Origin of the sequence: Vibrio sp. BS-M-Sm-2 (assembly GCF_041504345.1) — a bacterium.
In the GTDB taxonomy this organism is placed as follows: Bacteria; Pseudomonadota; Gammaproteobacteria; order Enterobacterales; family Vibrionaceae; genus Vibrio; species Vibrio satsumensis.
This window is the reverse complement of sequence record NZ_CP167895.1, coordinates 335,125-358,974: the sequence shown is the minus strand read 5'-3', so window position 1 is coordinate 358,974 and position 23,850 is coordinate 335,125. Positions and strand designations below refer to the sequence as shown.

Sequence of the window (23,850 nt, the reverse complement as noted above, 5' to 3'; positions counted from 1 at the left end):
TAATATGTCTCAATCAATATCTTCGAATAATCGAGCTCAACCTGAAGCGAGTTCAAGTCAAAATCAGCCAGAGCTTTATCAACAAGAGCTTTATCAAAAAATAGCGACCTCGTTGGGTTGTCACCAAGGGCTTGATGTCCAAGTGATTCAAAGCCTGTGGGGCGGGTATGGCGAGTTAGTTCGCTTGGTCTTTTCTCAAGAAAACAGTGCTGAACTCAAGAGTGTGATTGTTAAACATGTCGCATTGCCAGATAAAGCCGAACACCCAAAGGGTTGGAACACCAAACTCTCTCACCAACGCAAGGTGCACTCTTATCAAGTTGAGACGGAATGGTATCAATCGTTCACTCAAGAATGGGATGAGCGTTGCCCCGTACCTGTTGGGCTGCAATGTGAGTTGCAAGAGAACGAATGGCTGATTGTGATGCAAGACTTAGCGGATATCGGTTTTCCGTTAACCTCTCAATTTGATGTGCTTGCTGTGTCTGACGATCTGGCAACCAAAGATACTCAGTCTGAACTGGCGTCTGCTTACACTCTAGAAGAGCAGAAACAACGCGATGCTTGCCTTAAATGGCTCGCTAACTTTCACGCAAAGCACATCAATGTAGATCAAGAACAATCAGCCTCATTGTGGCAAGTCGGTACATACTGGCATTTAGACACACGCCCTGATGAGCTGAACGCATTGTCCGATTTACAATTAAAGCACCAAGCACAGCACATCGACCGCATACTCCGAGAGTGTCCATATCCAACCTTAGTGCATGGTGATGCCAAGCTCGCCAACTTCTGCTTTGATCCTGAGAGTGAAAAAGTCGCTGCAGTCGATTTCCAATATGTGGGTCACGGCTGTGCGATGAAAGACGTGGCTCTGCTTATGAGCAGTGCTGTCAGGCCGCAAGATTGCGCTGAACTTGAGTCACATATGTTAGAGACATACTTCCGATACTTGGAAGAGGCATTGACGTACTATCAGCCACAGCTTTCGTTTGATGAAGTCGAAGCCGCTTGGCGACCAATGTTCTATTTGGCGTGGGCTGATTTTCAACGTTTTGTCAAAGGTTGGAGTCCAGAACACTGGAAGATCAATCCGTATACTGAGCAATTGACTCAAACGGTGATTGATCAGCTAGAAAGCCCAGAATAAATTGCCTTATATCTGTAAACCACAAAAGAAAAAATCGCCCAATTTATGATTGGGCGATTTTGATTTTATCTAGCGTGTATTTTTAATTCGTTAGGCTATCAGCTTCTGTCGTTCGTGTGTAAGCGAGCTTATTGGCAAGTTTGAGTTTGTTATTGAACCCCTCTTTATCAATATCCCCCATTACTCGCGCAGGCTCTATTTCACCGCTGGCGGGTGAGTAAAAGAAAATCGCTGGAGGGCCAAATACATTCTTATCATTGAGCCACGCCATTTGCTCTGGAGAGCTTTCTGTCACATCAAGTTTTATTGTCTTCCACTCTTTAAGTTTTTGGCTCACTTGTTGGTCGTTGAACACGTTGGTTTCAATCACTTTACAAGACACACACCAATCTGCGTAAAGGTCGACTAGCACCTTTTGGTCGCTGCTCGCTGCGGTTTGCAACTGTTGTTCTAGCTGAACAATAGAGTCTGTTTTTTCAAAGGGAGTGACGGCAATAGATTGGACTGAGTCCCTGTTTTCAAGTGGGTTCAGAGGGTCTGTATTACCTAAGAAAAATCCGAAAAACAAAATTAAACCATAGCTCAATGGTAGCAAAGCAGAGAACTTACGAGTACGCGCCCAACCCGGTTGTGCGGCTTCTAAAGCACCGAAATGTACACCAGAACCGATGGCGAGCAGCGCCCATAAGATCATAATGACCGATGGAGCGATAAAGCGGCTTAATAGCACGATAGCAACAGCCAATAGCAGCACGCCAAACACTTGTTTAACTGAAACCATCCAAGCGCCACTTCTTAATAACAGACGCCCGCCACTTGCGCCGATCGCGATAAGCGGTATGCCCATACCAAGCGCCATAACGAACAGAGTCGCTCCGCCAAACACCCAGTCTTGAGTTGTTGAGACGTACAGCAACGCACCAGCCAATGGAGCACTGACACAAGGTGACACAACCAAGGCTGATATTGCGCCCATGGCAAAGACACTGGCGATCTTACCGCCTCCAAGCTTGTCTGAGCCGCTGTTGAGCTTTTGCTGCAGGGCGGCAGGCAGTTGGAGTTCATAGAATCCGAACATTGCTAATGCGAGCAGAACAAAAACCGCTGCAAAGCTACTTAACAACCAAGGTTGTTGCATCGCGGCTTGCAGGTTGACCCCTTTTGCCAAGGTGGTGACTAAGATTCCCGTCATCGCATAGCTGGTCGCCATACCCAGAACATAGGAACTGGAGAGTGCCGCACCTTTTTTACCTGTCATCGCTTTTTCGCCACCGATGATACTGGCTAAGATTGGAATCATAGGCAGTACACATGGGGTCAGTGATAAACCTAATCCAAGTAGGAAGAATACTAGGAGTGCTTGTAACTTGCCCGCTTGGGATAGGAACGAAGATAAGCTATTGGTATCTTCACTGATCTCACCTAGGGTTTGATATAGAGAGTTTGATGTCTCCTCAACTTGGGCTTCAGCTACGGTTTCGAGCATCGGTAAATCGAGCACTAACTTTTGCGGCAGGTAGCAAAGTCCTTTGTCTGCGCAGCCTTGATAACGCACGGTGAGTTTCCCACTCCCTGAGTAAGGAACAGTAACGGTAACGGGCTCGTGAAATACGATGACGTTACCAAAGTTAGGATCCTCTTTCTCTTCACCTGGCAGCGAATAACTCGGTTCTAACGTAGATAATGACGACTCACCTTTGAACGAAAATCGAGATTGATACAGGTAGTAACCCTTGTGGGTATCAAAGCTGATTACCGCGCCTTGGTCTGTGGCTTCCCATGTGACGGGGAAGGCCTCTTCAACGGGAAGAAACTCGTTTTCTTGAGCATGTAACAATCCGCTAAACAATAGAATTAACGTAAGTAGGTAGCACTTCATGGATGAAGGAACTCCGTGTTTTGGTGAATGTGTAATTGATCGTCGATGTAGATAACAGCGCTATCTTCAGGTACTGATATGTTGGGATTCAATGTCAGTGAAGTACTGAGCACGCCGGCTTCCAATGTGGACGACGAGATAGCGGTAACAGAAAGGATCTTCTTCTCGACATCTTGCTTTGACAGAATATGAGAGGTGGTCTTGTCACCAAATTGCACTTGGCGTTCACTGTGAGCTGAGGTCGTGAGCGCTGCGTTCGTTAACGGAACGGCGAAAAATGGGGTCTTGTTGTCTCTTGGATCTAATACAGCAATGTTAAATGCCGAGCCATCCGGTTTGGTGCCTAACGCATAGATGTCACCGCCAAAATTCACTAACATCGACGTCGCGCCGAGTTGTTTTCCGATCGCTACGGCTTGGTCGACGGCGTACTCTTTAATGACGCCGCCGAAATCGAAACGAGTGCGTGAGTCAGGGACGTGTAGCCTTGTCCTTTGTAGATCGAGGGTCCCTTGTAGATCTACGGCCCCTTTTTGATCCATTGCTCCTTTCAGCTCCCACGCTTGCTTACCCAAAGCAGAAGACAGGGCTTGGAAGGCGTGGCTGTGCAACATCTTCGGCTTTTGTTTTAAAAGATGTTTGATGCTGCCAACCGTAGTATCAAAGGTATCGAAGGTCAGTTGACTTAATCGGTCGAGATGTTGAAAAACCTCGGCAGATTCGGAATCGAGTTCGACATCACATGATGCTCGCTGATTAATGCATTGTGTTAGCCATGATTCGTCGCAGTAGAAGTTATATTTGTCTTCCAATCGGCGTGTGTTTTGCTCTATCTCAGTCGCTATTTCTGTTGCGCTTGCCTCTGGAAAGTTAGCCAAATTCATCGACAAAATTTGCACTTCACACGGTACGGTCATGGCATGAAAGCGATGTACAAAGGGCAGGTTAGAACTCATAGGTTGCTCCAACAGCCCACCACTGCGCTTCAAAACCGTTGCTCTGTTCGTAATACGCAGCAAGCGCATTTAAGCGTAATTTCTTATGTACCTTGATACTCGCACCCAGTTCATAAGCATTGGCTGTGAAGTTGCCTAAGCGAAGGTCTGAAGTCGCGTAACCTGACGAGGCAAAAGAAGGATCGGCACTACTTGGATCGCGATAGAAATCGGCTGCATCTTGCGTGTACCAAAAATAGCCCGGTGCCAAGGTTAACCATTCACTCACTCGCCAAGATAATTTGCCGCCTAACTGGTGAGACATTACGCCCCAATCATCCATAAACCATTTGTATCTTGGTCGGATTTTTAGACTGTCGGACAATGAGTAAAAAGCTTGGATATTAATACCGCCAGAGAGTCGCGTATCCGGTCGAGAATCTTGTCCCAAGAACACTTCATCATCATCGATCTTTCCGTCGTCGTTGATATCGACTTCACGCAGAACCGTTAAATAGTGATTGCTCAAATAGCCACTGCGGTAACCCGTGTAAGCAGTAAAAATGCTGTATAGATTCGGCGTGAAGGTTTGTGATAATCCGGCTTCTAAACTGCCCGTGAAAATGTCTTCCCAGCTCTGGCTGTTTGATGAAGCCAACGAGTATTTGCCGAACGCTTGAGTCTGATCGAAAAGGGCAGAGCCACCTAGACTGTAAGAGCGGTTTTTAGTGCTATCGGCATAGACCAAACCTTTGGCATTGATACCAAGGCTTTCGTAATCTTCTTCTTGAGAGGCGTTACCACCGAGAGTCCATTCATTACGTAAGGTATCGCGATAGGTCGCGCTTAAGCTGATGGATTTTCTAGTGTCTTCAAGGCCTACTTTTTGGATTTCATAGCCACTGCGGTGAGGATCATAGCCTGCACGAATAACCTCGTCGGTTTTATTTTGTGCTTGTTGAGTTTTCAGGGCGCGGTTTACCTGATCGGCATTGGAAGCAGGAGGTGTTGTAGGCCCCCATGCTGGAGAGGCGCCTGAAACACTGTCGTAGCTTATCTCTGCGTTGAGTGTCCAATCTAAGCCGATACTTTTCTCAATCGAAACCATGGTGTCATTGGCTGATACTCTGTCATCGTATTCCTCATAGCTCAGGTAGTGAACAGAGATATGATCTTCAGCTAATGCCACGTTAGCCACTGCCGCTGCACTCAGCAGCGTAATTGGTAATTTTTTCATTTTGTTCTTATTTTGTTTTGAAGTACTGATTTATTCGTTGAAGGAGCGGTTAGTTACAACCACAACCTCCGCCACCAACGCCACTGCCGCCGACGGAACCTTGTTTGTAAGCGAAGACCTTTTCAGAAAAGACGTCGAACTCAGGCACTGTGCCGCCGGGTTTCATCTCTTTTTGAGCCAATGTGCCTTTTTCCCAAGGCTTTACAGGTTCAATACCAAGAAACTCATCAACGAAAGCCAAAGCAGAAGGTTTGTTACTCTCTTCTGGTGCTTTCTGTTCGATAACCAGTTGCTTTGCCTTGGGTTTCACCATTTCAATGTTTCGTCTGGTTGCACGTTTTGCTTCTTGGTTTGAATAATCACCGCCACTTGAATAAACGGTGCTGGAGATGATCTCTTCTTCAACGATAGGACCTTCGTTTTTGTCAGTGGCTTGTTGCTCAACGGGCTTTTTGCCCAGACCACTGAGGTCGAGTTCTAGCGTGGCATTAGCCGTCATTGGAATAGCGAGTAGCCCAACGAGGGTGACTTTGATTAACATTACAGTTGCACTCCCATCTTGGTGAGGTCATCAGTAATCACATCACTAATGTGGTTAATGGCACCAAAACGAATCTTGATAACCTTGCCTTGGTAGATGTAGTAAAGCGCAGGCATGCCGATAGGTTTAAACTCTGCGATCAACGCTTGTTCAGGGTCGTTAACAACAGGGAACTCCAGTCCGAGTTGTTTTTGAAACTCCAAGCCAACCTCAACATCTTCATCCACATCAACGCCTTTAAACGTGACGCCTGTGCCTTTGAGTTCGGTGTAGAGTTGATTGACTTCTGGTAGCTCTTCACGGCAAGACACGCACCACTCTGCAAAGAAGTCGACAATGGTCAGTTCATCCTTGTTGAGTTGAAGTTTTTCTATGACGTCTGGCGACAACGAATCCCCTTCTTGATAAGCCAATGCAGGTAAAGAAAGGCACAGCGCCAATAGTGCTAGGGCTCGTGTAAACATGTTTTTCTCCATATTGTTTTTAACTTGTTTGTTTTTAATTCAATGCTTAAATTCAGGTGTTTCCAATCAAACGCTTTGTTTGGATTAGCGAGTGAGTTTGATGGTTGCCGAGTATTCAACGGCTAAAATATCGGAAAAGTACTCGTTGAGCTGAGCCGTGCTGGTGGCACTAAACACGCGTTGTGGATCCCCGGCACAGTTCTCGAATTGAGCGATTCGAGAAGGGCTGACGCCATAGCCGATGAAGTTCATTTCGATGCCATATTGATTGATTGCGGTAGTACAGAACCCGGCGTTAACCAGTTGGATAAACGCGTCTCCACTGTCATCACCGTCGGTAAAAAGCACCAATTTTCTTCTGGTTTCGGGTACTGTGCTGGCGTTCAATCCCCATGCTTGTTGCCAGCGTGGGATAAGCTGTCTCACTCCCCATACCAAACCGTGATAAGAGCGAGTACCGCCATTTGCTGTTAGGCTGTTTATCGAGTTTTGGACGCGGGAAAATACGTTGGTCAATGGCAGCATTGGTGAATTTTGATTACAGTCGCTTAACCATTGACTTGGCGGTGTAAATTTCACCGGTCGCTCTGAGTGAAGCGTCGCTAGGTTATCGACGGTCAGTGCCGCAGAGAAATTGCCACTACGATAGCTAAGCCCATCGATACAGTAGATTCCGGCTGCTTCTTTGGATAACCAAGGTGGGCGCTGCGCTGCAACGCCAGAGTCGAAAGGAACGATTGAAATTCTTACTGAATCTAAATCGTTAACGTTCTTGCTCTGAGATTGAATCGTATTCAAAGCATTGGATAAAATGGATTTCAATGACTGGATGTTTGAACCCATCGATCCAGACACATCAAGTACTAAAACCAGCTCCGTTGGAATCGAGGATTGCTTGCTTTCAACCACACCTTTATAACCTCCACCCGTTGCCGTTACCTTGTTTGCATAGCTCTCATATTTAAAGTTGGGCAGTATCGGTGACAATGAATAACCTAGGCTAATACGGCAGCTTGAGCCTGGGTTTTCTGGTTGTAAGCCACTCACCCCGTTTAGGGTTGGCTTATAGTAATCTTGGTAAGCCAACATCATTGGGTGTGTGGCTGTATCAGCAAAGGCACAAGCTAATGCGGCCGAATCGGCGGCTTGCGCAGCTCGGTTTGAAACCATCACTTGTGCCGTGATCATCAGAGTGCCAACGGCGATGAAAAGCGCGGGAAACAGTAACGCCAACAATGAAATGGTCATGGAGCCTTGCTGTTTTTTAAGCGCAATGCTGCCGAATATTGGTTTAACCATAATGCTTTCCTATCACGGCTGATGAACTTGAGAGTGTTTTAGGAGGATCGAGTCGCTTGTAATCAAACGGTGTATTCACACATAAAGTGAGTTGAACCAAGGTGGATGGTCTTCCATCTAACGCAGGGTCGCCGCTACCTTCTACGACAAGTGCCGTTAGTTGTTCGATAGGTGTGTCGCTTTGACAGGTGATCCCGGCATGGATGTGCTTGTATTCCCAGTTCGAAGCGGCTGTATCAAATACACGGCTCTCAAGTAACAACCCAATATCGTTACGTTCAATGTCTTGCGGAAGATAACGCTCGGCGAGAGCGAGAAGCTGATTCTTTAACGTATTAGGTAATCCGTTTGGGCCTTGCTCTGGTTTTAGTTGCGTCAGGGAGACAGCATTCACTAGGTTATATGTCACGTTGTCGAGTTGAGTCTGCAGGCTGAATAAGCGATAGACGGCAACAAGCCCCCACAAAATGATCATGAGTGCGAGCACAACAAAGGGGAACTCAATCGCTGCTGAACCCGCTTGTTTTTTTCGAGGTGTTTTATTTGTTGTCATAACTAACCAGTACCTTTCTTTTCAAGGTTGTCATGTTGCCGATAGACTCAGAAAACTGAGTTGATAGATTAGGTAATAAGGCAAATGAAAATGAGTAAGACACCTTGTACTCGCCTAACACTGCTCTGCTTTTGGATACTGGTTTCTCATTAACTAAATCTGAGAAGTTTTCGGCGTATAGCGGCGATGGATCCAAGACGAGCTTGCTCTTATCTATCAGTGGGAACTTTGCGATGGTCTCGGCAAAAGCTTGGTCTGAAATAGGACTAATCGGCCGTGTCTTGGCCTCACGAACCCCCGCATTAACGGCTACATCAAGGATGATGTTGACCAACAGCAGGCGGCAGATCTCAAAGAAACCGATGATGAGTATCAGGAACGGTACCACCAACATTGCAAACTCGACGGTCTGCGCCCCTTTTTGACGAGAGAGCATCACAGTTCTCCTTGCTCAGTTTTAGCAGCAAGCTCTTGGTAATACAGACTATTGTTGGCGAACTCAGGTTGAGATAGATGTGCACGAGCGATACTTTTCGCTGAATCACTGTCTCCAGAAAGCGCATAAGCCAGTGCTAGATTGAGTTGCAGTTTTACGCTCGCTTCACCTCGGACAAAGATCGGGTGCAGAATTCGGATCCCTTGCTCTGGTTTGCCATCGAGTATCCAAGCCATGGCTAAGTTGTTGCGATACTCATTACTGGATGGCATCAAACTAAGGGCATGAGAGTAAGATTCACGCGCTTTTGAATACTGCTTATTGAGCGAGTAACTTACGCCTAGACTGTTGTGGGCGACATCATCAGTTGTAACTAATCTGACAGATTCTTCGAGTGCTGATGTGGCTTGTTCAAGCTCACCAAGCGCCAACCACGCGCGGCCAAGTTCTCTGTAAATCGCGCTCGATTGATTAAGTTCGATACCACGCTTTAGGTAATGAAGCGCCTCATCATAACGACTCGCTTGATTCGCAGCGGACCCCATTAGCAATAGTAACTGTGGGTCATCAGGCTTCGATATCAGCATCTTTCGGTAAAGAACCATGGCACTTTCTGGTTTGCCATTCATCAGTGCAACCTCGGCGACTTTCATGTCTTCAGAAGTCTCTTTTTCAATGCTATTTGTTGATTGACAGCCGACTAAAATTAGCGCTAACCCCAAGATAACGATCTTGTTCATAAGCCCCCCAGAGTTTGTTTAAGGGATAACATGATTGGCACGACAATAATGCCCACGACAGGTAGCATGATGAAGACCACTAAAGGGAATGACATCTTGGCTGGTATTTTTCCTACCCATTCTTCAAGCTCTAAGAAGTGATATTGGCGGCTATCAGAGGCAATCAGCTTTAACGCTTCAGCGAGAGGCGTGCCGTATTGAAGTGCTTGATTCATGGTGGTCACAATATTGTTGATGTCAGGAAGCTGCACTCGTTTGTCTAGGTTTGAAAGTGCCGTTTGTGGTGAATCAAGAACCGATATTTCAGTCGCAGTGAGTAGCCATTCGCGTGATAACGCTGGAGAGATAGCACGCATTTCTTCACCGACACAGCGAAATACCGCTTCGAGTGTTAGACCTGATGCGACACATACCACCATCAGATCGACAGCATCAGGAATAACGCGGCTAATTTGCATTCGGACTTGGTTCACGCGCCAATCTAGAATGCGGTCGAACAGGATGCCGACCACAATGGCGATTGCAATACATTCGGCCACAGAGTTCATGCTAAGCACTTGGATTCGAGTGACATACCAAGCAATAGAGCCCGTCACCATCGTCAGTAGTCTTAAGCCAAGAAAGTAGATCTCTGCATTAGGACTCAACCAGCCAATGAGGGTTAACTTCTGGCGTCGTGGTTTTGCACCTTGGAAGCGCCAGTTGCTAGAAGCGGTGGTGTACTTAGAGGAGTAGCTCGATACGCGAGTCAGTCGTTCAGCGACAACATCTCGTTTGAAAGAAGACAAGTGTGCGACAACTGTCAGTAGTAATGCACATCCCAACAGAAGCAAGGCAACATACATCATGATGAGAACCTTTTGTTACGAGTCAGAGCGTTCAAAATGAGTGTGCCTGAGCTGATACTGATGACGGCGTAGGTCAGTACACGCTGTCCCGATTCTGTGTTGAACAATTGGACTATCATGGTGGGTTCCATTAAATAGATACCACCCAATAACCCCAAGGGTAAGATTGAGAGAAAGAAGGCTGTCATACGAGGCTCCGAGGTTAAGCTCTTGACCTTTTTTCTCATGGCTCGGTTGTCATGCATGGTTCTGCTCAAACTTTGAAGAATGTCGCGCAGTTGGCCACCATTCGATTGATTCAGGATTAACGCGACCGAGAAGTAGCGGAAACTGCTGTAAGGAAGGCGAACGCATGCATCATCGAGGCTTTGTCGAAGGCTTAAACCGAGCGTTAAGTTATCGCGAATATAGGAGAACTCACGTCCTAACAACCCTGGTTGGGTTTCTGACACTTGTTCAATCGCTTGTGGGACTGAGAGCCCCGCAGCCACAGCTCTAGAAATTAAGCCAAGTACATTGATGATGCCTTGTTCGAACTCTTCTACCTGCATTTTTCGGCGGTACATCACCAAGGCACATGTGCATACAAACCAAAGTCCAACAGCGGCGAAAAGTTGATGATGTATTGCCAGTTGGGGAAATAACATGTGGCCTGATGCTGGGAAACCGATAGCTGATAAAGCAATGAAGTACTTATCCCAAACTGGCAGCAATGCATTCATTCGTAAAAAGAAAGCATGCAGTTTGTTGCTGCGCTGGTGGTTGGTTTTTTTGATTGAAACGTCAGCTGTAAGCGAGCGTTGACTGCCGCTTACCAATAACAGCCGTTTATTGACGATGGCTTGCTTTGAGCTCAACCTGATTAACCCGATCGCGATAAATAAAACGAAAACAGTGAGAACTAAGATCATTAGGCTTCAAGCTCCATCGCTACTCTTAGTTGAACATCGAGTTGGTGGTATTTGGCTTTTTCATTGAAGCTTGGTACGCACTTAGCACTCTTGTATTCGCCAATCAGGTTGCTTTGTTGATCCTCCGATAAAGGTTTGAATTTGAACAAGTCTTGAGTGATGTATTGTTCTCCTTCTAACCCTTGCACCTCGGTGATCGAAACAATGCGTCTTTTGCCATCACGCATTCTTTCGACTTGTATAACCACATCGATGGTGTCTGCGATTTGGCGACGTAATGAGAATAGAGGGAGAGTCGCTTGGCTCATCATCAACATGTTTTCCATGCGAACCAGCGCGTCAGTTGCCGAGTTTGCGTGCAATGTACACAGTGAACCATCATGGCCGGTGTTCATTGCCTGCATCATCTCAAAGGCTTCATCACCACGAACTTCGCCTAAAATGATGCGATCTGGTCGCATACGTAGAGCATTTCGCACCAACTCTCGCTGGGTAATTGGCGTTAAGCCTTCGGCATTGGCTGGGCGAGTTTCAGCGCGCACAACATGAGGCTGTTGTAGACGCAGTTCTGCGGTGTCTTCAATGGTAATGATGCGTTCTTGAGGTGAAATGCTAAAAGACATCGCGTTGAGCAGTGTGGTTTTACCTGCACCAGTGCCTCCCGCAACAAGCACATTAAGGCGTGAGCGAACAATAATATCGATAAGCTTAACCATCGATTTCGACATTGCGCCAAACTGAGCCAATTGGCTGAGTGTTAGCTTATTCTCATTGAATTTTCGGATGGAAATGTAGGTTCCATCAAGCGCTAGCGGTGGGATCATCACATTGACACGGCTACCATCATCCAATCGAGCATCGACTAATGGATTCGATTCATCGATTCTTCGCCCGACCTTGCTGACGATGCGTCGCGCTAGGTTGAGTAGTTGTTCTTCATTACGAAATTGAACGGCCGTTTTTTGCAATTTTCCTGAGCGTTCTACGTAGACTTCACGGTACCCATTGACCATGATGTCGGTAATGCCTTGGTCTTCAATTAAGGGCTGCAGTGGGCCTAATCCTAGAAACTCATTGAGCAGTTGTTCCACCGAATGAGCGACATCTTTGTGACCAAGCGGTAACTGCTTAGAGATCACGATATCAGCTACCATTTCGGCAATTCTAGCTTCAAGATCGGAAGCACTTAAGCTCACAACAACCGAAGGGTCGATCGCCTTGATGACCTCTTCATGGATCACATGATAATGCTCACGAACTGAAGGTGTTGATGTTAGGGCTTCATGCGATCGAACTCTATTCGCTTCAATTGGATCAATGACTTGTGTGTTCTGACCAAACATTATGCGCCTCGCTTCCAAAAACGGCGGCTGCCTTGTTGCGGCTCACCAGTGACTAGTTCAAGTAGAGAGTTAAACGCGAGCTTCACTTTCCTATTGCCTTTATGGGCAGGCTGACCAAGCGATGACTTGCTCAAGAAATGGTTAGGCAAAAACGGAATCACGACGTCTACGGATGTTCCGAGTGATTTCTTCACATCATTGACCGAAATAAGGGATGCGGAATCGGACTTACAATGGTTCAACACCACAATAGTTTGTGAAGCGGCTTGGTTTTGAAGTCGTTTGATTATCTGACCGGCATTGCGAATGGAGCTGAGTGTAGGTTCAACCACAATGATTCGAATATCGGCACTTTTAAGCGCTTCAAAGCCAACCTGGTCACGCAATGAATAGGTCGGAATGTCGATCAATAAGTAGTCTGAGCTTTGCAGGCAGAACTTTGTAAACTGATCGAATGCACTCTTTTGTGGCCAAAATGGTGTGGTGTCTAAAGGTAGATAACCGGTAAAGAGTGTGTGTTCGGGTGACACACTGATCCCGCTGCGCTCAAACACGAGAGGTTCTAATCTTTCTGGGTATTGTAAAAGCTCGACCAACGCCGTGTTGCCTTCGACATTGAGTAGCAAATCTAAATCACCCATCGAAAAATCGAGGTCCATACAAGTTACTCGTTTATCGAGTTCGGCAAGCTGCTGCGATAAAGTCGCGATAATGGTGCTGCTTCCTGAGCCGCCTTTTGCACTGACAATGGAAACGATTTTTTCATTTCGTTTTTCGTTGTTGAGTTGCAAAGCAGCAAAGGAGACGTGTTCAAGATCTTGTGGTGTCACAGGGTTGACTAAATAGTCACTGGCACCGGATGCGAGCATTCCACGGTAAGCAAAAATTTCGGTTGAATGACCAATCGCGATAACTTGGCACCCAGTACGTTGTATTAAACGTTGCACAACCTGTTTCGACTCTGGCAATTCGCTATTCAATACATCGAGGAAGATGGTTTTAACGTCATTCTTAAGTACCTCTCTCACCACGTCATCTTCTTGATTCGAAGAGGTTGTGATGTTGTTGATACCGAAATCATTCAGTGTGTATGTGAGCGCTAATGTATCGAGTTGCTCCGATGCCGCGATCAGTACCGTTAAGTTGTGTACTTGATTCATTGCGAACCTCCTAGCGTTGTATTCGAAGAGCCAGAGTTTGTCTGTTGGTTTTGTGCTGGTGGCGCAAAGTAGTTATCGATGCTAGACACCGCTTTTTGTCCTTGTGCACTGTCGATGGGCTGACCAACTATCAGGTCTTTTGGATTTGCGACCATTTGCGCCAGTGCATTGGCATTCGCACAGCCAAAATTGCGCTGAGTACGATAAGCGTTGAGTGTGGTTCTTGGTGTTTTACCCGCGTCACATACCGTTACTTTGGCACGATAAGATTCAACAAAAATCGTGATGTCGCCTTTACCTTGCGCCGCAGTGTCTGACACTGAAATTTGCGAAGGGTAGAGGCCTGACTCGATCAGATGAAGCCTAACTTTTTCGCTTTGGCTTTCTCCTTTCTGAGTCGTATTTTCAATCTTGACCATTAAGTTGGATAGCGTGCCTCGGCGAGCAATAAAGTCAGAGATATCAGCTTTCTCTTGAGCCGATAACGTTTTACCCGACAGTGTTAAAGTCAGCTTGTTTGTCACGGACACCACATCCACAGAAGGTTGTTGGGTTGTAGGCGTTGGCGCGCAACCCGCAAGCGCAAAGAGAGCGGGCAGTAATAAGGATAATTTGTTCATGATGTCCTCAGTAGTAGAACCCGTTGTCACCCAGTAAGCGAGGCTTCTGGTTGTCGGTATAAGTCGCTTTATTATTTGATGTTTTTTGTTGCTCTCTTGGCCATGCCAGTAAACGTTCAACATCGCTCAATGGGATTAAGCCATCGGTTGGTAGTGGCATTGAGTCCGAACGAGTCGGTTGAACTAGGTAAGCCGTTACAATGATGATCAGTTCTGTTTCTCTACGAGTGAATTCAGTCGAGCGGAACAGGCTACCGAGTACTGGTATCTCACCGATGAGCGGTACTTTTTGTAGTTGTTCGATGTCTTCCGATTTCAATAGCCCACCTAAAGCAAAGCTCTGCCCACTTGCCAATTCAATGGTGGTGGCGGCGCTACGAGTGGTAAAAGAAGGGAAGTTAGTTCCGTTTATCACTTGTTGGCTCTCGATTGAGATGTTACTGACCTCGGGATTTACTTTTAAGCTGATACGGTTTTGACTGAGCACGGTTGGGGTGAAGTTCAGTTTTACACCGAAATCTTTGTATTCGATTTGAGTGGTGTCAGCCGTGATCAGTGGTAGCGGTACTTGCCCACCAACCAAAAACTCCGCATCTTCGCCTGACATCGCGGTCAAGTTAGGTTCAGCAAGCACAGACATCATGCCGTTGGTTGCTAGCGCATCAATCAGAGCAGTAATGCTCGGCTTGCCCCAACTACTGACATTAGGCAGCTTTGAAAACGAAAATTGCCCCACACCGCCAGCGATTGAACCCCATTTGATGCCCAACTTATTGGATACATTTCTTGAGACTTCAGCGATTTTTACACGAATGTTGACCTGATTTGGCATGGTGACAACCAATTGATTGATCAGCTCATCATCATTGGGTTGAGTCTGCTGATTTTGATTGGTTGAACTACTGCTGTTGCTATTGTTTCCTTCCGAACTTGAGCTTTCTGGTTGTCCGGTAGAATCGACAACCGGGGATAGGTAGCCTTTTGCTAGCGACACGATATTGTGTGCCATCATCGGAGAAGGAACGCGTCCTTTAAGCCATAATTTTCCGCCCAGAGATTCCGCGTTGACTGACGCTTCAGGGAATTTGTTTTTAACCAGTTCATTAAACTCGCGGCTGTTGTGCGTGACGCGAATTTTATTGGTATAAATCACGCGCTCTTGCTCATTCAAAACGGTGATCGTAGCGCTGCCAGCTCGCTTACCGAATATCATCACTTTGGTATTGGTTAAGGTTTGGTAATTAGCGATATGGGTGCTAGAGATGAAAATAGATTTCGCTTTTTCTGGTAAGCGAATCATTCTTGCCTCATTGATCGTGACATCAAATGTTGATGCTGCAGATGCAAAAGAGACACATAGGCTTGATAGCAGGAGAACACCCCACCAACGACAGATGTTAGCCATTGTTATCAGCTCCAGTTTTATTATTGACGGTTTTATTTTCGGCTCTAAATTCCACCAAACCCACGTCAGGTAATACCTGAGTTGTGTCTGGAGAAATGACTTTCAGCGTCACGGCATTTGCGTGTTGAGGTTGATCTTGAGCCTCGTTTTGCCCGCGTAATACAAGCGTTAACTTTCCTAGTTGTTTTGCAAGTACCACTTGGTTTGCTTGCTCGGGTGTCACTTCTAAAGAGACACTGCTGTCGTCAGGGATACCATTTTCGAAACCATTCGATTCCCGAGCCTTTTGATAAGATTCTGCCGTTTGCTTGTTATTAAATGCCAAGACTCTTGCATCATACACTATCGTTGTAACGTACAATCCTTGAGATGAATTGCCATAACGAAGTAGCTCACCATCTTGTGAACCGAGTAGGAGAATATCTACTCGGTCGCCCGGTTCAATGAAGCCTGAATTAGATGTGACTTGATCGACAGGGACTGAAATCGCGCGATAGCCTGGTTGCAACTTCAATGAGAGCGAGTAGCCACCTTCGGGCTCGGTAATGTCCGCTTTCGACAATATTGAGTCTTTGACGAGTTTGGTGCGTGCAAGCCCTGACATCGTATGAGCGGCAGAAATATCTTCTGGTGTCACGTGGTCGATGTAGTTCTCTAACTCTTGCTGTGGAACTTCTTTCCATCGAAACGAGTTTGGTGTGTAGGCTTGACCTATCTCTATCGTGCGAGTCGGAACCAGCACTTTGACCGTTTGCTTAACGGCTTGTTTAGAAGAGGTGGTCGCAGACTCGCTATTGGTTTGGCTCAACAGTAAAACGGATATTCCGAGCACCGAGCAAAATAACGACAGCAACATGAGTCGCTTGGCAGTCATAACTATTCCTTTAATTTGCAATAAACGGGCTTACTCTGAGGCTTGTTGTGCGTCTTTTAGTTTTTCGACTACAGTACCGTAGGCGTCACTGATAGCTGTTGTTAGCTCACCGTTCTCACCGCCAACAAAACTGAGTAAAACCACTGACATTGCTGCTGCGAGGATTGCGTATTCGATAGCGGCCGCGCCGCGCTGCTTTTTCTTGTTCAACATGTTGTTATTTCCTAGATAAAAGCAGCCTCAGCTGAGGCTGCTGTGGTCATTAATAAAGGTGTTTTGAGTGCCTATTTGGCAACGAGTCGGTATAGGTAGCGGCCGTCGTAACTTTGAGTACCTACGTCACTTTCATCCATGGTTGTCATATTCAACCCGAGGACTCGACCATAATTGGCGGGATCGCTGGTGATATAGAAACCATGGTTTGAGTAGCCTCCACCCGTCACGTCATTAAATTTAAAGACATCCGCATTGATCGGTAGCAACCCGTATAGTTCTGCTTTTGATGGGTAGCGCCAGTTTGCTTTGCCACACACCTTTTGTGTATTTCGTGTTGAAATTAAAGGTGTTACCTCTACGTACTTCTTGAAACGACTGCTGTCTCCGTTGGTAAACAGTTGCCAAACGAGGGTGCTGTCAGTGTCTTGTGCGCAAATAGCATTTTGGCGATCGGCTACCACGCTCCCTTGCATATCTAGGTACTGGTATGTAGTCGCTTTTTCTCTAACCAGACGCCCTAAGATGACAACATCTTCAGTACCGCCGACTTCTGAAAGATATACATCTTGGTAGCTGCGTTCGGCGCTGTAGTTTGTGATGTATTGCTCAGTGCCCATCGTTTGATTTGACCAGTAGTAAAAGGTCACACCACCGTAAGAGCTATATTTGTCATACTCCGGATCCAGCCCCCGGTGATGAGGGAATGCATCGGTATCGATTGTTATGGTCGAGTTTGAGCTAGAGATTGCTTTAGTTTGCAATGAAAGTAGCTGAGACAGCGCTGGTACTTTCCAATCGTTGAAGCCACACAAGTCCGCATCATTAGTGCTTTCTAATAGGCCGTTACTGCCTAAGACACTTGCTACACCAGAGGCTGAAGCGTCATAAGCAAGATCGTCAGCACCTTTTGGGCGGCCGTCTTTGAGCAGTGTCCAAACTCGGCGTTTGCCTACGATGTTAGTGTCTTCAACACAACGCCAGCCTTGTTGGTAGGTAGTGCTTTTTGGTAGGTAGTTGCCTAACTCGTCCAATTTAGCGAAGCGGCTGCTTACCATTGCGTCAGCTTGAGAAACGCTAAAGCCATTGTCTTTCGCCAGTTTCAGTCCATCTTTTGCTAGCACTTTTGATTGTACTAGGTTGTGGATTTTGGCCGTCGTGTTCATCTCACTGATAAACTTCTGGAACAATGTAGTTAGGGTGGCAAACTCCGAGCTCAGCGATTGTGTTGATGTATTCAGCTCACTTGCGAACGAATTAACCATGCCATATTGATACTCTAGGTCTGAGATAGCCTTGTACAGGTCTAAACTTGCCTGGTGAATGTCCTTAGCCAATGACGCTGAGCTTAGTGCGTTGGTCGAGCTGGATAGACTTACGGACTTTTGCTGCATGAACGCTAATTTTTGAGCAAACTCAGAACCAGAGACTAGTGCGCTTAGTACAACGGTGTTTTGCTCTAATTTAGCGACTTGCTCCTTATACGCTTTTACCTTGTTAATGAATTCAAGGCTCTCAGCATCAGTTCGGCTTTGAGCAACAGAGGCCTGAAACTCAAGAGCTTTTAGCTTTAGCTTTGTGTTCTTAAGATCATCTGCCCATGGTTGGGTCAAAGCCTTCAGTTCTACTACTTTAGCTTGAGCTTCCGCTTCTAACGCAGCATAACCTTTGCTCTTAGATTGATTGGCGGTTAGCCAGGTTTCTAAATAAAGCTCCGTAGCGTTAATTTTTGTATCTTGTGTACTCAAAAATGCGGTTATTTCAGTCGTCGCGCTGTCTACACCAGTGAGTAACTCTGCACCCGATGGTAATTGCCATTTAGCGTATGCGTATTTTGAATAATATTGCTCAACAGATTCCTGGCCTTTGTTGATAGTGACAGCGACGCCATTTTTATCCGCTAATATATTCATTGACTGATTCGATACCAAGTAACCACCACTTCTTAGATTTGATGGCAGTGTTGCAGGATCTCGTTGCGATAGCGTAATCACTTCATTGGTGTCTGGAAGCGTCCAACCAGTGATATCACAATCATCCAGTTGTGCGACTTTATCGAAGACGGTATCGGTTTCTGAAGAGAATCGCTTCGTCCAAAACTTCGGCTCCCCTTTTCCTTTATCATCGTATTCAGCAATACAATTGAGCGAGTACGTATTCCATGATCCGTTGTAACTAAAATTAGCGGCTTGCGAACGGGTTTTCATCGGTACGAATTTTAATGCCGTGAAGCGACTACTCGCCGCTGTAGCCCAAAGGGTGTCACTGATTGAGTTTGATACACCTTGTTTCGCATTCTCTTTTAGTCGAACACCGACATTGGCTTTGTCGTACGCTTCTGGGCCAATAAATTGAGGAATCGAAACAACAGGTCGCCAGGTCAGGCCTTTGTCGTTGGTGAACTCATAGTATTCGGCGTCATCAAAGCGAACAGATTGGCCATCAACGTTAGCCGTTAAGTAGTCCCATTCAAAACCATTGGTCTTGATTGGGTTTGAGCCAGTGAAGGTGTTGGTAATCTCAGGCGAGGTTGGTGCTGGAATCTCAAACACTTTGGTGAAGGCTTGTGTGGTTAATGCTGCTACGCCATGAGGCATGCCATTCGTCGGATTTTGAGCGACGCGTAATTGAACCTCACCGATATTCTTGTCGATGTTACCGATCACAACCGGTTTGGCAGTGACTTTAGTCCAAGTCGAGCCTGAGTCGATCGTGACTTCGAAATGCTCTAGTTGTGTGAATTCGCCAAAGTATGTCCAATCTAGTGTGTTGTCCGTATCGTTCACCACTAGGCCTGTTGGAGCATTGGGTGCAGAGGGACGAACGGTAAACGCAGTATCATTTGTCAGCTCTGATCCACTCGGGCGACCGGTAATTGGATCTCGTTTAACTCGCACTTGAATTGAGTCAATAGCGTAAGCTTGATCGTTTAACTGATAAGGTTTCTGAGTAACCGTTGCCCAACCTGTGTTGAGTACATTGATCTCGTAATTCGCAGCTTCTGAGAAGCCTGTTACGAATGTCCAATCAAATGTGTCTAGCCCATCGTGAGTGATTGGAGATGTTGGTGCCGGTGGCTTATCAGGTGTCATCGAGTATGGCTTATCTGAGCACAGCGTTTCACCAGGATCATGTTGAGGATCTGTTCCTGCTTTCACTCTCACACAGACTTGTCCCTTAGCAAACGTCTCATCTGGGACTGCTTGTGGATTGCTAGTTACAGGGCTAAATGTAAGACCTCTGTCTAGTGAGTATTCGTAGAAGTCACTGCCAGCAAACTCTGTAACTTCTGTCCACGCAAACGTGTTTTCAGCATCATCAATAATCGGCAGGGTTGGCGCAACAGGCTGGTTTTCTGAGCGAGTGAAAGCCGTACTGATCACTAGTGGAATGCCTGCGGGGCGAGCATCTTGCACATTGGATTTTACACGGATAGAGATGCTGTTAGTCGGAAGTGAAACGTTGCCAACCACATATGGAAGTTCAGTGACAGTATTCCAACCGTTACCTAGATTAATCTCGTAGAAAGATGGCGCATCATATCCAGAGACCCAAAGCCAGTTGATCTGATTGGTGCTGTCGTTTGCAAAGTCCAGCACAGGTTTTACTGGTTGCGCTGGGGTTACTGTCATCGGTTTGTCTGAAATAGCACTTAAGCCGGTCGGGTGACCTATGGAGTCATCCTTCGCGACACGTACTTTTAGATGCCCAACTGGAATGTCTAAGTCTTGAATGCGTTGAGGTTTTTCAGTTGCTTTTACCCAGTTAGCACCGTTATCTAAAGAGTACTCGTAAAGAGATAATTCATTAAAAGAATCGACCAGCGCCCAATCAAATTCATTGCTCGCGTTGTCCACGGTGACCCAAGCGGGTGCTGCTGGAACTGTCGTTAGTGTAAATGCTTTGTGTGAAAGAAGCGGTTTACCTGCTGGAGTATTACGTGCACTAGAGGCTGCGACTCGAACCTGAATAGCGCCTTTATCGAATGCCAGTTTCCCTACCACAATCGGTTTGCGAATGACAGTCGACCAGGTGCTACCGGCATCTAGCGAATATTCGTAATCTGTGTTGTGGTTGAAGCCACGTACAAACTGCCAGTCGAAGGTGTCTGAGGCATCATTGACCTGACCATGTTTAGGAGCCGGCGGTCTAGTGATGATTTCATTGCCATCGATGTCTTCTTGGGAAACTTTGAGTTGATCTCGGTACTCCTTACCAAGTTGCTTCAATGCGCTATCGGTTCCTGATGCGCCATGAGACAGCAAATCGGTCTTGGCTTTAAATTCTGCCAAATCAAGTTCGGCCAATTTGTACATAGAGCCTTTTCGAGCATTCACTTGGTCGACACCTGCATCAACAGAGGCCATTTGTGCTTCTTGAAGTACGCGAGTAACACCGCGTGCAAACATGTGTACTTCACGGCTTATCGCTGAGTTTGATGCGGAATAATCACCAACAGCCAGTTGTTTATCGATGCCTAAGTCGCTGGCCACAAGCTGAGTTGCTTCATCAAAACTGATGCCACTGGTTTTCGCTACACTCGCAATAAGAGATGTCATGGGGCTGATCACGTTCGAAGTGTTACTCGGTACTTCTAACGTAAATCCGGATTCAATAGGCTGATTCGGTGAATCCATATCGATGGTTATACCGGCAACCGCTTCAACCAATATTGGGTATTGGGCGACATCATTGTCGACGTCTAACTGAAATCGTCCTTCGGCGTCCGTAGTGGCAATTTCTCCATCAGCAGAGTCGCACATAGCATTGCTGTTTCTGTCTAAACAAACCTTCGCGTTGCGTAAATAACCATCTAAAGCAATGCCCGAAATATTCTGAGAACTTGGCTTAGTTTGTGACTGTTCGAGCTTCGGATCTGACTCTGCTCCGCCACAAGCAATCAGCATTGTGGAAACGAGTGAAACACTCATTAATTTGTATGGATTCCTTACCACCTGAACTCCAAATAATTTATAAATTACCCATGGGAAAGGCGGAGGATATTAATTTAAATGATAGTAATTATCAATATCATTTGATCTTTTATTTCGTTAAGTGATTTAATAGCAAAATAAAATACTATCAATCAAATCATAAACTAGGTGAATCGGTCGAAAAAATGCACAATAAATTCTTAATATGCAAATTGTCACTAGCAATCTCTAGTGTCTTAATGGTCTCTGGATGTGGAGGTAGTTCTGATAGCGAAAACCCAGTTGGGTCTACGGCTTCAGGCTATGCGTTTCTAGATTCATTAGTATGCGCTGATGCAGATCTGAATGGCGTATGCAGTGATCAAGAGAAACAGATTGCTGATGTTTCTGGGTACGCACAGCAAAGGCAATATGATGGTGCAATTTTGACTGCTTCTCCTGGTATGAAAGTGGTGACGCCTTTCACTACTTTGATTCATAGCGAGATGATGTTTAACCCAACGGTAAGTAACGATGTAGAGCAAGCAAAAGCATCGCTTCAAAGTAAGTTAGGCGATCATGTTGGCATCAATTTTAGTGTGCTGGATTCAACTCATGGGTCTAAAGATCTATCAAATCTGTTGTTAAAATCACTGAAAAAGGCACAAAGTGACGGTAAGCAGTCTTCTTATACCAATATTGCGCATGCTCTTGATTTGATGATAGAGCATAAAACTTTAGACTTATCTAATATTGACGTTGCTGGTACGGTTTCTCGGCATCTACAAATTGAAGACTCTTTGGTTGTTCGCGGTTCACAATCGGTACCGCAATTGTCTGGTGCGAAGTCGATAGCTCTGAATCCAGCGAGCAGTCAGATTGTGTTTTTAACGGCTAATGATGTGGTTATGCAAATTGATAGCTCTTCACGCAATAAGCCGGTGACAATCAATGGTGACCCTGCATCTCAAGCGGTTTCTGGTCTGGTTAGTATCCGTTCACACGACGACGACGATGACGATCACGACGACCATGATGACGATGATGATGACCACGATGGCGATCACGGAGGTGGTACTGGAGGCGGAGAAATACCGGTCGACTCGAGTGAAATCATTCAGTTAGTTCCTGCGTTAAATGGTGTTCAGGCCTATAAGGTTTACAAACCGACCGCTTACGTCTCACCCACATCGAGTGATATTTGTAATAGCCAAGGCGCTAATGGTGTTTTCCTTACAAGCCTCAATGGTTCGAATAACAACAATGTTGGCGTGAAGGCTTTTGCGATTGATACATACAGCAGTCGCAGTGGAGGTACGCTTCCACCCATTCCAAAACCTAATCCAGCCGTGCCGCCTAAATCGAGTGAGTCGTGCATCAATGATAACTTCGCAGCAGTGGTTCCTCTGTTACAAAGTGGCTCGTTACTGGCGATTAAAAATACCGGAAGCTCGATATACTCACAGCAAGAACTCAAATTGCTAAGTGCTAATAAGCTTGATATGAAAAACTGGAGTCACGCATTGAAAGCTTCCTCACCGCAAGTCATATCATCTTACGACGAAAGTGAAGCATTAATTGTTTATAAGAATTACTTTTCAAACAGTAATTTAGCGGCAGAAGTTATCGACACCTCTAACCTATCCACTAAAATGACGATTGATAAGTTAAACCTTAAAACAGCCAATATTGTCGTGAATCAGCAGATATTGTTGGGGTTGGATAGCAATAAGGTTGAGTGGGTGTCTAACTCGATACAACAAACTGTACTTGGGGAGCTGACCGTTGATTCTGCTATTAGCAAGATCGCGACATCGCGAGACGGAAAAACCAGTGCGATTACCACAGCAAGTTCTCTTTATATCGTTGATAACATGACGAGAACCTTACTTGTAACAGAGTCTCTGAGTAACAATGCTATCAAGTCTTTGTATGTGTTAGAAGATAAGGTGATTGTGTTAACTTCTTCGGGTGCGGACTATTATCAGTTCCGAAATATCAGCGGCCCGGCTCTCAAGGTTGGCAGCCAGTTGGTGACCAAAGAACTCCTCAAAAAGTGGGAAGACAGCGGTAATTCAAATTGGAATTCAACCAACTTGGGTTACATTCTTTCTCAAACGGGTACAGCAAGTGAAATCTCCGATAAATTCAAAAACGTAAACCTCTCGTTTTCTCCGACCAATGCGACAACTTCAAGTGGCATCTCTGGGGTACATGTAAGCGGCTTAGAACGTGGTGAATGGCTAACTTTCTATAAAGGTCTTTAACGGTTTTTTGCGCTAAAGAAGGGAGGCTTGCTCCCTTCTTATTCTTCTTTTCTTATTTCACC

General features: G+C 45.9%; 20 protein-coding genes. 2 read left to right on the top strand and 18 right to left on the bottom strand.

The genetic code is table 11. The features are described from left to right. Positions 1-4 precede the first annotated feature (4 nt). Complete coding sequence (locus tag AB8613_RS17755; protein WP_372385420.1) at positions 5-1,150, top strand: phosphotransferase; 1,146 nt, start codon at positions 5-7, stop codon at positions 1,148-1,150. Between the two features lie 82 nt (positions 1,151-1,232). On the opposite strand, the gene dsbD is transcribed toward AB8613_RS17755, so the two are convergent. The 18 genes from dsbD to AB8613_RS17665 all read right to left on the bottom strand — a co-directional run bounded on the left by dsbD (position 1,233) and on the right by AB8613_RS17665 (position 21,539). Further along, positions 1,233-3,029 carry a protein-disulfide reductase DsbD gene (dsbD, locus tag AB8613_RS17750; protein WP_372385419.1) on the bottom strand — a complete coding sequence of 599 codons (1,797 nt, stop codon included), beginning with the start codon at positions 3,027-3,029 and terminating at the stop codon, positions 1,233-1,235. Further along, positions 3,026-3,985 (bottom strand): FAD:protein FMN transferase, encoded by a 960-nt coding sequence (locus AB8613_RS17745; RefSeq protein WP_372385418.1) that lies wholly within the window; start codon positions 3,983-3,985, stop codon positions 3,026-3,028. Before AB8613_RS17745 ends, dsbD begins: the two co-directional genes overlap by 4 nt. Beyond that, on the bottom strand, positions 3,975-5,201 hold the full coding sequence (locus AB8613_RS17740) for a DUF3570 domain-containing protein (RefSeq protein ID WP_004732807.1): 1,227 nt from the start codon (positions 5,199-5,201) through the stop codon (positions 3,975-3,977). The genes AB8613_RS17745 and AB8613_RS17740 overlap by 11 nt, the downstream gene beginning before the upstream one ends. A gap of 49 nt (positions 5,202-5,250) precedes the next feature. After that, positions 5,251-5,742 (bottom strand): DUF4266 domain-containing protein, encoded by a 492-nt coding sequence (locus AB8613_RS17735; protein WP_229648677.1) that lies wholly within the window; start codon positions 5,740-5,742, stop codon positions 5,251-5,253. Next, positions 5,742-6,206 (bottom strand): TlpA disulfide reductase family protein, encoded by a 465-nt coding sequence (locus tag AB8613_RS17730; RefSeq protein WP_004732809.1) that lies wholly within the window; start codon positions 6,204-6,206, stop codon positions 5,742-5,744. The genes AB8613_RS17735 and AB8613_RS17730 overlap by 1 nt, the downstream gene beginning before the upstream one ends. An 84-nt stretch (positions 6,207-6,290) precedes the next feature. After that, complete coding sequence (locus AB8613_RS17725) at positions 6,291-7,505, bottom strand: VWA domain-containing protein (RefSeq protein ID WP_372385417.1); 1,215 nt, start codon at positions 7,503-7,505, stop codon at positions 6,291-6,293. Further along, complete coding sequence (gene tadF, locus AB8613_RS17720) at positions 7,498-8,058, bottom strand: tight adherence pilus pseudopilin TadF (protein WP_285954799.1); 561 nt, start codon at positions 8,056-8,058, stop codon at positions 7,498-7,500. The genes AB8613_RS17725 and tadF overlap by 8 nt, the downstream gene beginning before the upstream one ends. Continuing rightward, complete coding sequence (locus tag AB8613_RS17715) at positions 8,045-8,494, bottom strand: TadE/TadG family type IV pilus assembly protein (protein WP_004732812.1); 450 nt, start codon at positions 8,492-8,494, stop codon at positions 8,045-8,047. Before AB8613_RS17715 ends, tadF begins: the two co-directional genes overlap by 14 nt. Next, positions 8,494-9,234, bottom strand: coding sequence for a tetratricopeptide repeat protein (locus AB8613_RS17710; protein ID WP_372385416.1), 741 nt, complete (start codon positions 9,232-9,234; stop codon positions 8,494-8,496). The genes AB8613_RS17715 and AB8613_RS17710 overlap by 1 nt, the downstream gene beginning before the upstream one ends. Next, positions 9,231-10,082 carry a type II secretion system F family protein gene (locus AB8613_RS17705; RefSeq protein WP_372385415.1) on the bottom strand — a complete coding sequence of 284 codons (852 nt, stop codon included), beginning with the start codon at positions 10,080-10,082 and terminating at the stop codon, positions 9,231-9,233. The genes AB8613_RS17710 and AB8613_RS17705 overlap by 4 nt, the downstream gene beginning before the upstream one ends. Continuing rightward, on the bottom strand, positions 10,079-10,993 hold the full coding sequence (locus AB8613_RS17700; RefSeq protein WP_372385413.1) for a type II secretion system F family protein: 915 nt from the start codon (positions 10,991-10,993) through the stop codon (positions 10,079-10,081). The genes AB8613_RS17705 and AB8613_RS17700 overlap by 4 nt, the downstream gene beginning before the upstream one ends. Then, complete coding sequence (locus AB8613_RS17695) at positions 10,993-12,336, bottom strand: CpaF family protein (RefSeq protein WP_372385411.1); 1,344 nt, start codon at positions 12,334-12,336, stop codon at positions 10,993-10,995. The genes AB8613_RS17700 and AB8613_RS17695 overlap by 1 nt, the downstream gene beginning before the upstream one ends. Continuing rightward, positions 12,336-13,496, bottom strand: a complete 1,161-nt coding sequence (locus AB8613_RS17690; RefSeq protein ID WP_081304131.1) for an AAA family ATPase — start codon at positions 13,494-13,496, stop codon at positions 12,336-12,338. The genes AB8613_RS17695 and AB8613_RS17690 overlap by 1 nt, the downstream gene beginning before the upstream one ends. Continuing rightward, positions 13,493-14,116, bottom strand: coding sequence for a CpaD family pilus assembly lipoprotein (locus AB8613_RS17685; RefSeq protein ID WP_372385410.1), 624 nt, complete (start codon positions 14,114-14,116; stop codon positions 13,493-13,495). The genes AB8613_RS17690 and AB8613_RS17685 overlap by 4 nt, the downstream gene beginning before the upstream one ends. Positions 14,117-14,123: 7 nt before the next feature. Further along, positions 14,124-15,521, bottom strand: coding sequence for a type II and III secretion system protein family protein (locus tag AB8613_RS17680; protein WP_372385409.1), 1,398 nt, complete (start codon positions 15,519-15,521; stop codon positions 14,124-14,126). After that, complete coding sequence (gene cpaB, locus AB8613_RS17675; RefSeq protein ID WP_372385407.1) at positions 15,514-16,395, bottom strand: Flp pilus assembly protein CpaB; 882 nt, start codon at positions 16,393-16,395, stop codon at positions 15,514-15,516. Before cpaB ends, AB8613_RS17680 begins: the two co-directional genes overlap by 8 nt. A 30-nt stretch (positions 16,396-16,425) precedes the next feature. Further along, complete coding sequence (locus tag AB8613_RS17670) at positions 16,426-16,608, bottom strand: Flp family type IVb pilin (RefSeq protein ID WP_102560008.1); 183 nt, start codon at positions 16,606-16,608, stop codon at positions 16,426-16,428. 71 nt (positions 16,609-16,679) lie between these two features. Next, complete coding sequence (locus AB8613_RS17665) at positions 16,680-21,539, bottom strand: DUF1566 domain-containing protein (protein WP_372385405.1); 4,860 nt, start codon at positions 21,537-21,539, stop codon at positions 16,680-16,682. 242 nt (positions 21,540-21,781) lie between these two features. Here AB8613_RS17665 and AB8613_RS17660 point away from each other — a divergent pair, with 242 nt between their 5' ends. Continuing rightward, on the top strand, positions 21,782-23,788 hold the full coding sequence (locus AB8613_RS17660; RefSeq protein ID WP_372385789.1) for a hypothetical protein: 2,007 nt from the start codon (positions 21,782-21,784) through the stop codon (positions 23,786-23,788). The last annotated feature ends 62 nt before the right edge of the window (positions 23,789-23,850 follow it).

What these genes read in the sequence shown, in the direction of transcription:
- AB8613_RS17755 (WP_372385420.1), top strand. Translation starts at nt 5, where the DNA reads ATGTCTCAATCAATATCTTCGAATAATCGAGCTCAACCTGAAGCGAGT.
- dsbD (WP_372385419.1), bottom strand. Translation starts at nt 3,029, where the DNA reads ATGAAGTGCTACCTACTTACGTTAATTCTATTGTTTAGCGGATTGTTA.
- AB8613_RS17745 (WP_372385418.1), bottom strand. Translation starts at nt 3,985, where the DNA reads ATGAGTTCTAACCTGCCCTTTGTACATCGCTTTCATGCCATGACCGTA.
- AB8613_RS17740 (WP_004732807.1), bottom strand. Translation starts at nt 5,201, where the DNA reads ATGAAAAAATTACCAATTACGCTGCTGAGTGCAGCGGCAGTGGCTAAC.
- AB8613_RS17735 (WP_229648677.1), bottom strand. Translation starts at nt 5,742, where the DNA reads ATGTTAATCAAAGTCACCCTCGTTGGGCTACTCGCTATTCCAATGACG.
- AB8613_RS17730 (WP_004732809.1), bottom strand. Translation starts at nt 6,206, where the DNA reads ATGTTTACACGAGCCCTAGCACTATTGGCGCTGTGCCTTTCTTTACCT.
- AB8613_RS17725 (WP_372385417.1), bottom strand. Translation starts at nt 7,505, where the DNA reads ATGGTTAAACCAATATTCGGCAGCATTGCGCTTAAAAAACAGCAAGGC.
- tadF (WP_285954799.1), bottom strand. Translation starts at nt 8,058, where the DNA reads ATGACAACAAATAAAACACCTCGAAAAAAACAAGCGGGTTCAGCAGCG.
- AB8613_RS17715 (WP_004732812.1), bottom strand. Translation starts at nt 8,494, where the DNA reads ATGCTCTCTCGTCAAAAAGGGGCGCAGACCGTCGAGTTTGCAATGTTG.
- AB8613_RS17710 (WP_372385416.1), bottom strand. Translation starts at nt 9,234, where the DNA reads ATGAACAAGATCGTTATCTTGGGGTTAGCGCTAATTTTAGTCGGCTGT.
- AB8613_RS17705 (WP_372385415.1), bottom strand. Translation starts at nt 10,082, where the DNA reads ATGATGTATGTTGCCTTGCTTCTGTTGGGATGTGCATTACTACTGACA.
- AB8613_RS17700 (WP_372385413.1), bottom strand. Translation starts at nt 10,993, where the DNA reads ATGATCTTAGTTCTCACTGTTTTCGTTTTATTTATCGCGATCGGGTTA.
- AB8613_RS17695 (WP_372385411.1), bottom strand. Translation starts at nt 12,336, where the DNA reads ATGTTTGGTCAGAACACACAAGTCATTGATCCAATTGAAGCGAATAGA.
- AB8613_RS17690 (WP_081304131.1), bottom strand. Translation starts at nt 13,496, where the DNA reads ATGAATCAAGTACACAACTTAACGGTACTGATCGCGGCATCGGAGCAA.
- AB8613_RS17685 (WP_372385410.1), bottom strand. Translation starts at nt 14,116, where the DNA reads ATGAACAAATTATCCTTATTACTGCCCGCTCTCTTTGCGCTTGCGGGT.
- AB8613_RS17680 (WP_372385409.1), bottom strand. Translation starts at nt 15,521, where the DNA reads ATGGCTAACATCTGTCGTTGGTGGGGTGTTCTCCTGCTATCAAGCCTA.
- cpaB (WP_372385407.1), bottom strand. Translation starts at nt 16,395, where the DNA reads ATGACTGCCAAGCGACTCATGTTGCTGTCGTTATTTTGCTCGGTGCTC.
- AB8613_RS17670 (WP_102560008.1), bottom strand. Translation starts at nt 16,608, where the DNA reads ATGTTGAACAAGAAAAAGCAGCGCGGCGCGGCCGCTATCGAATACGCA.
- AB8613_RS17665 (WP_372385405.1), bottom strand. Translation starts at nt 21,539, where the DNA reads ATGAGTGTTTCACTCGTTTCCACAATGCTGATTGCTTGTGGCGGAGCA.
- AB8613_RS17660 (WP_372385789.1), top strand. Translation starts at nt 21,782, where the DNA reads ATGGTCTCTGGATGTGGAGGTAGTTCTGATAGCGAAAACCCAGTTGGG.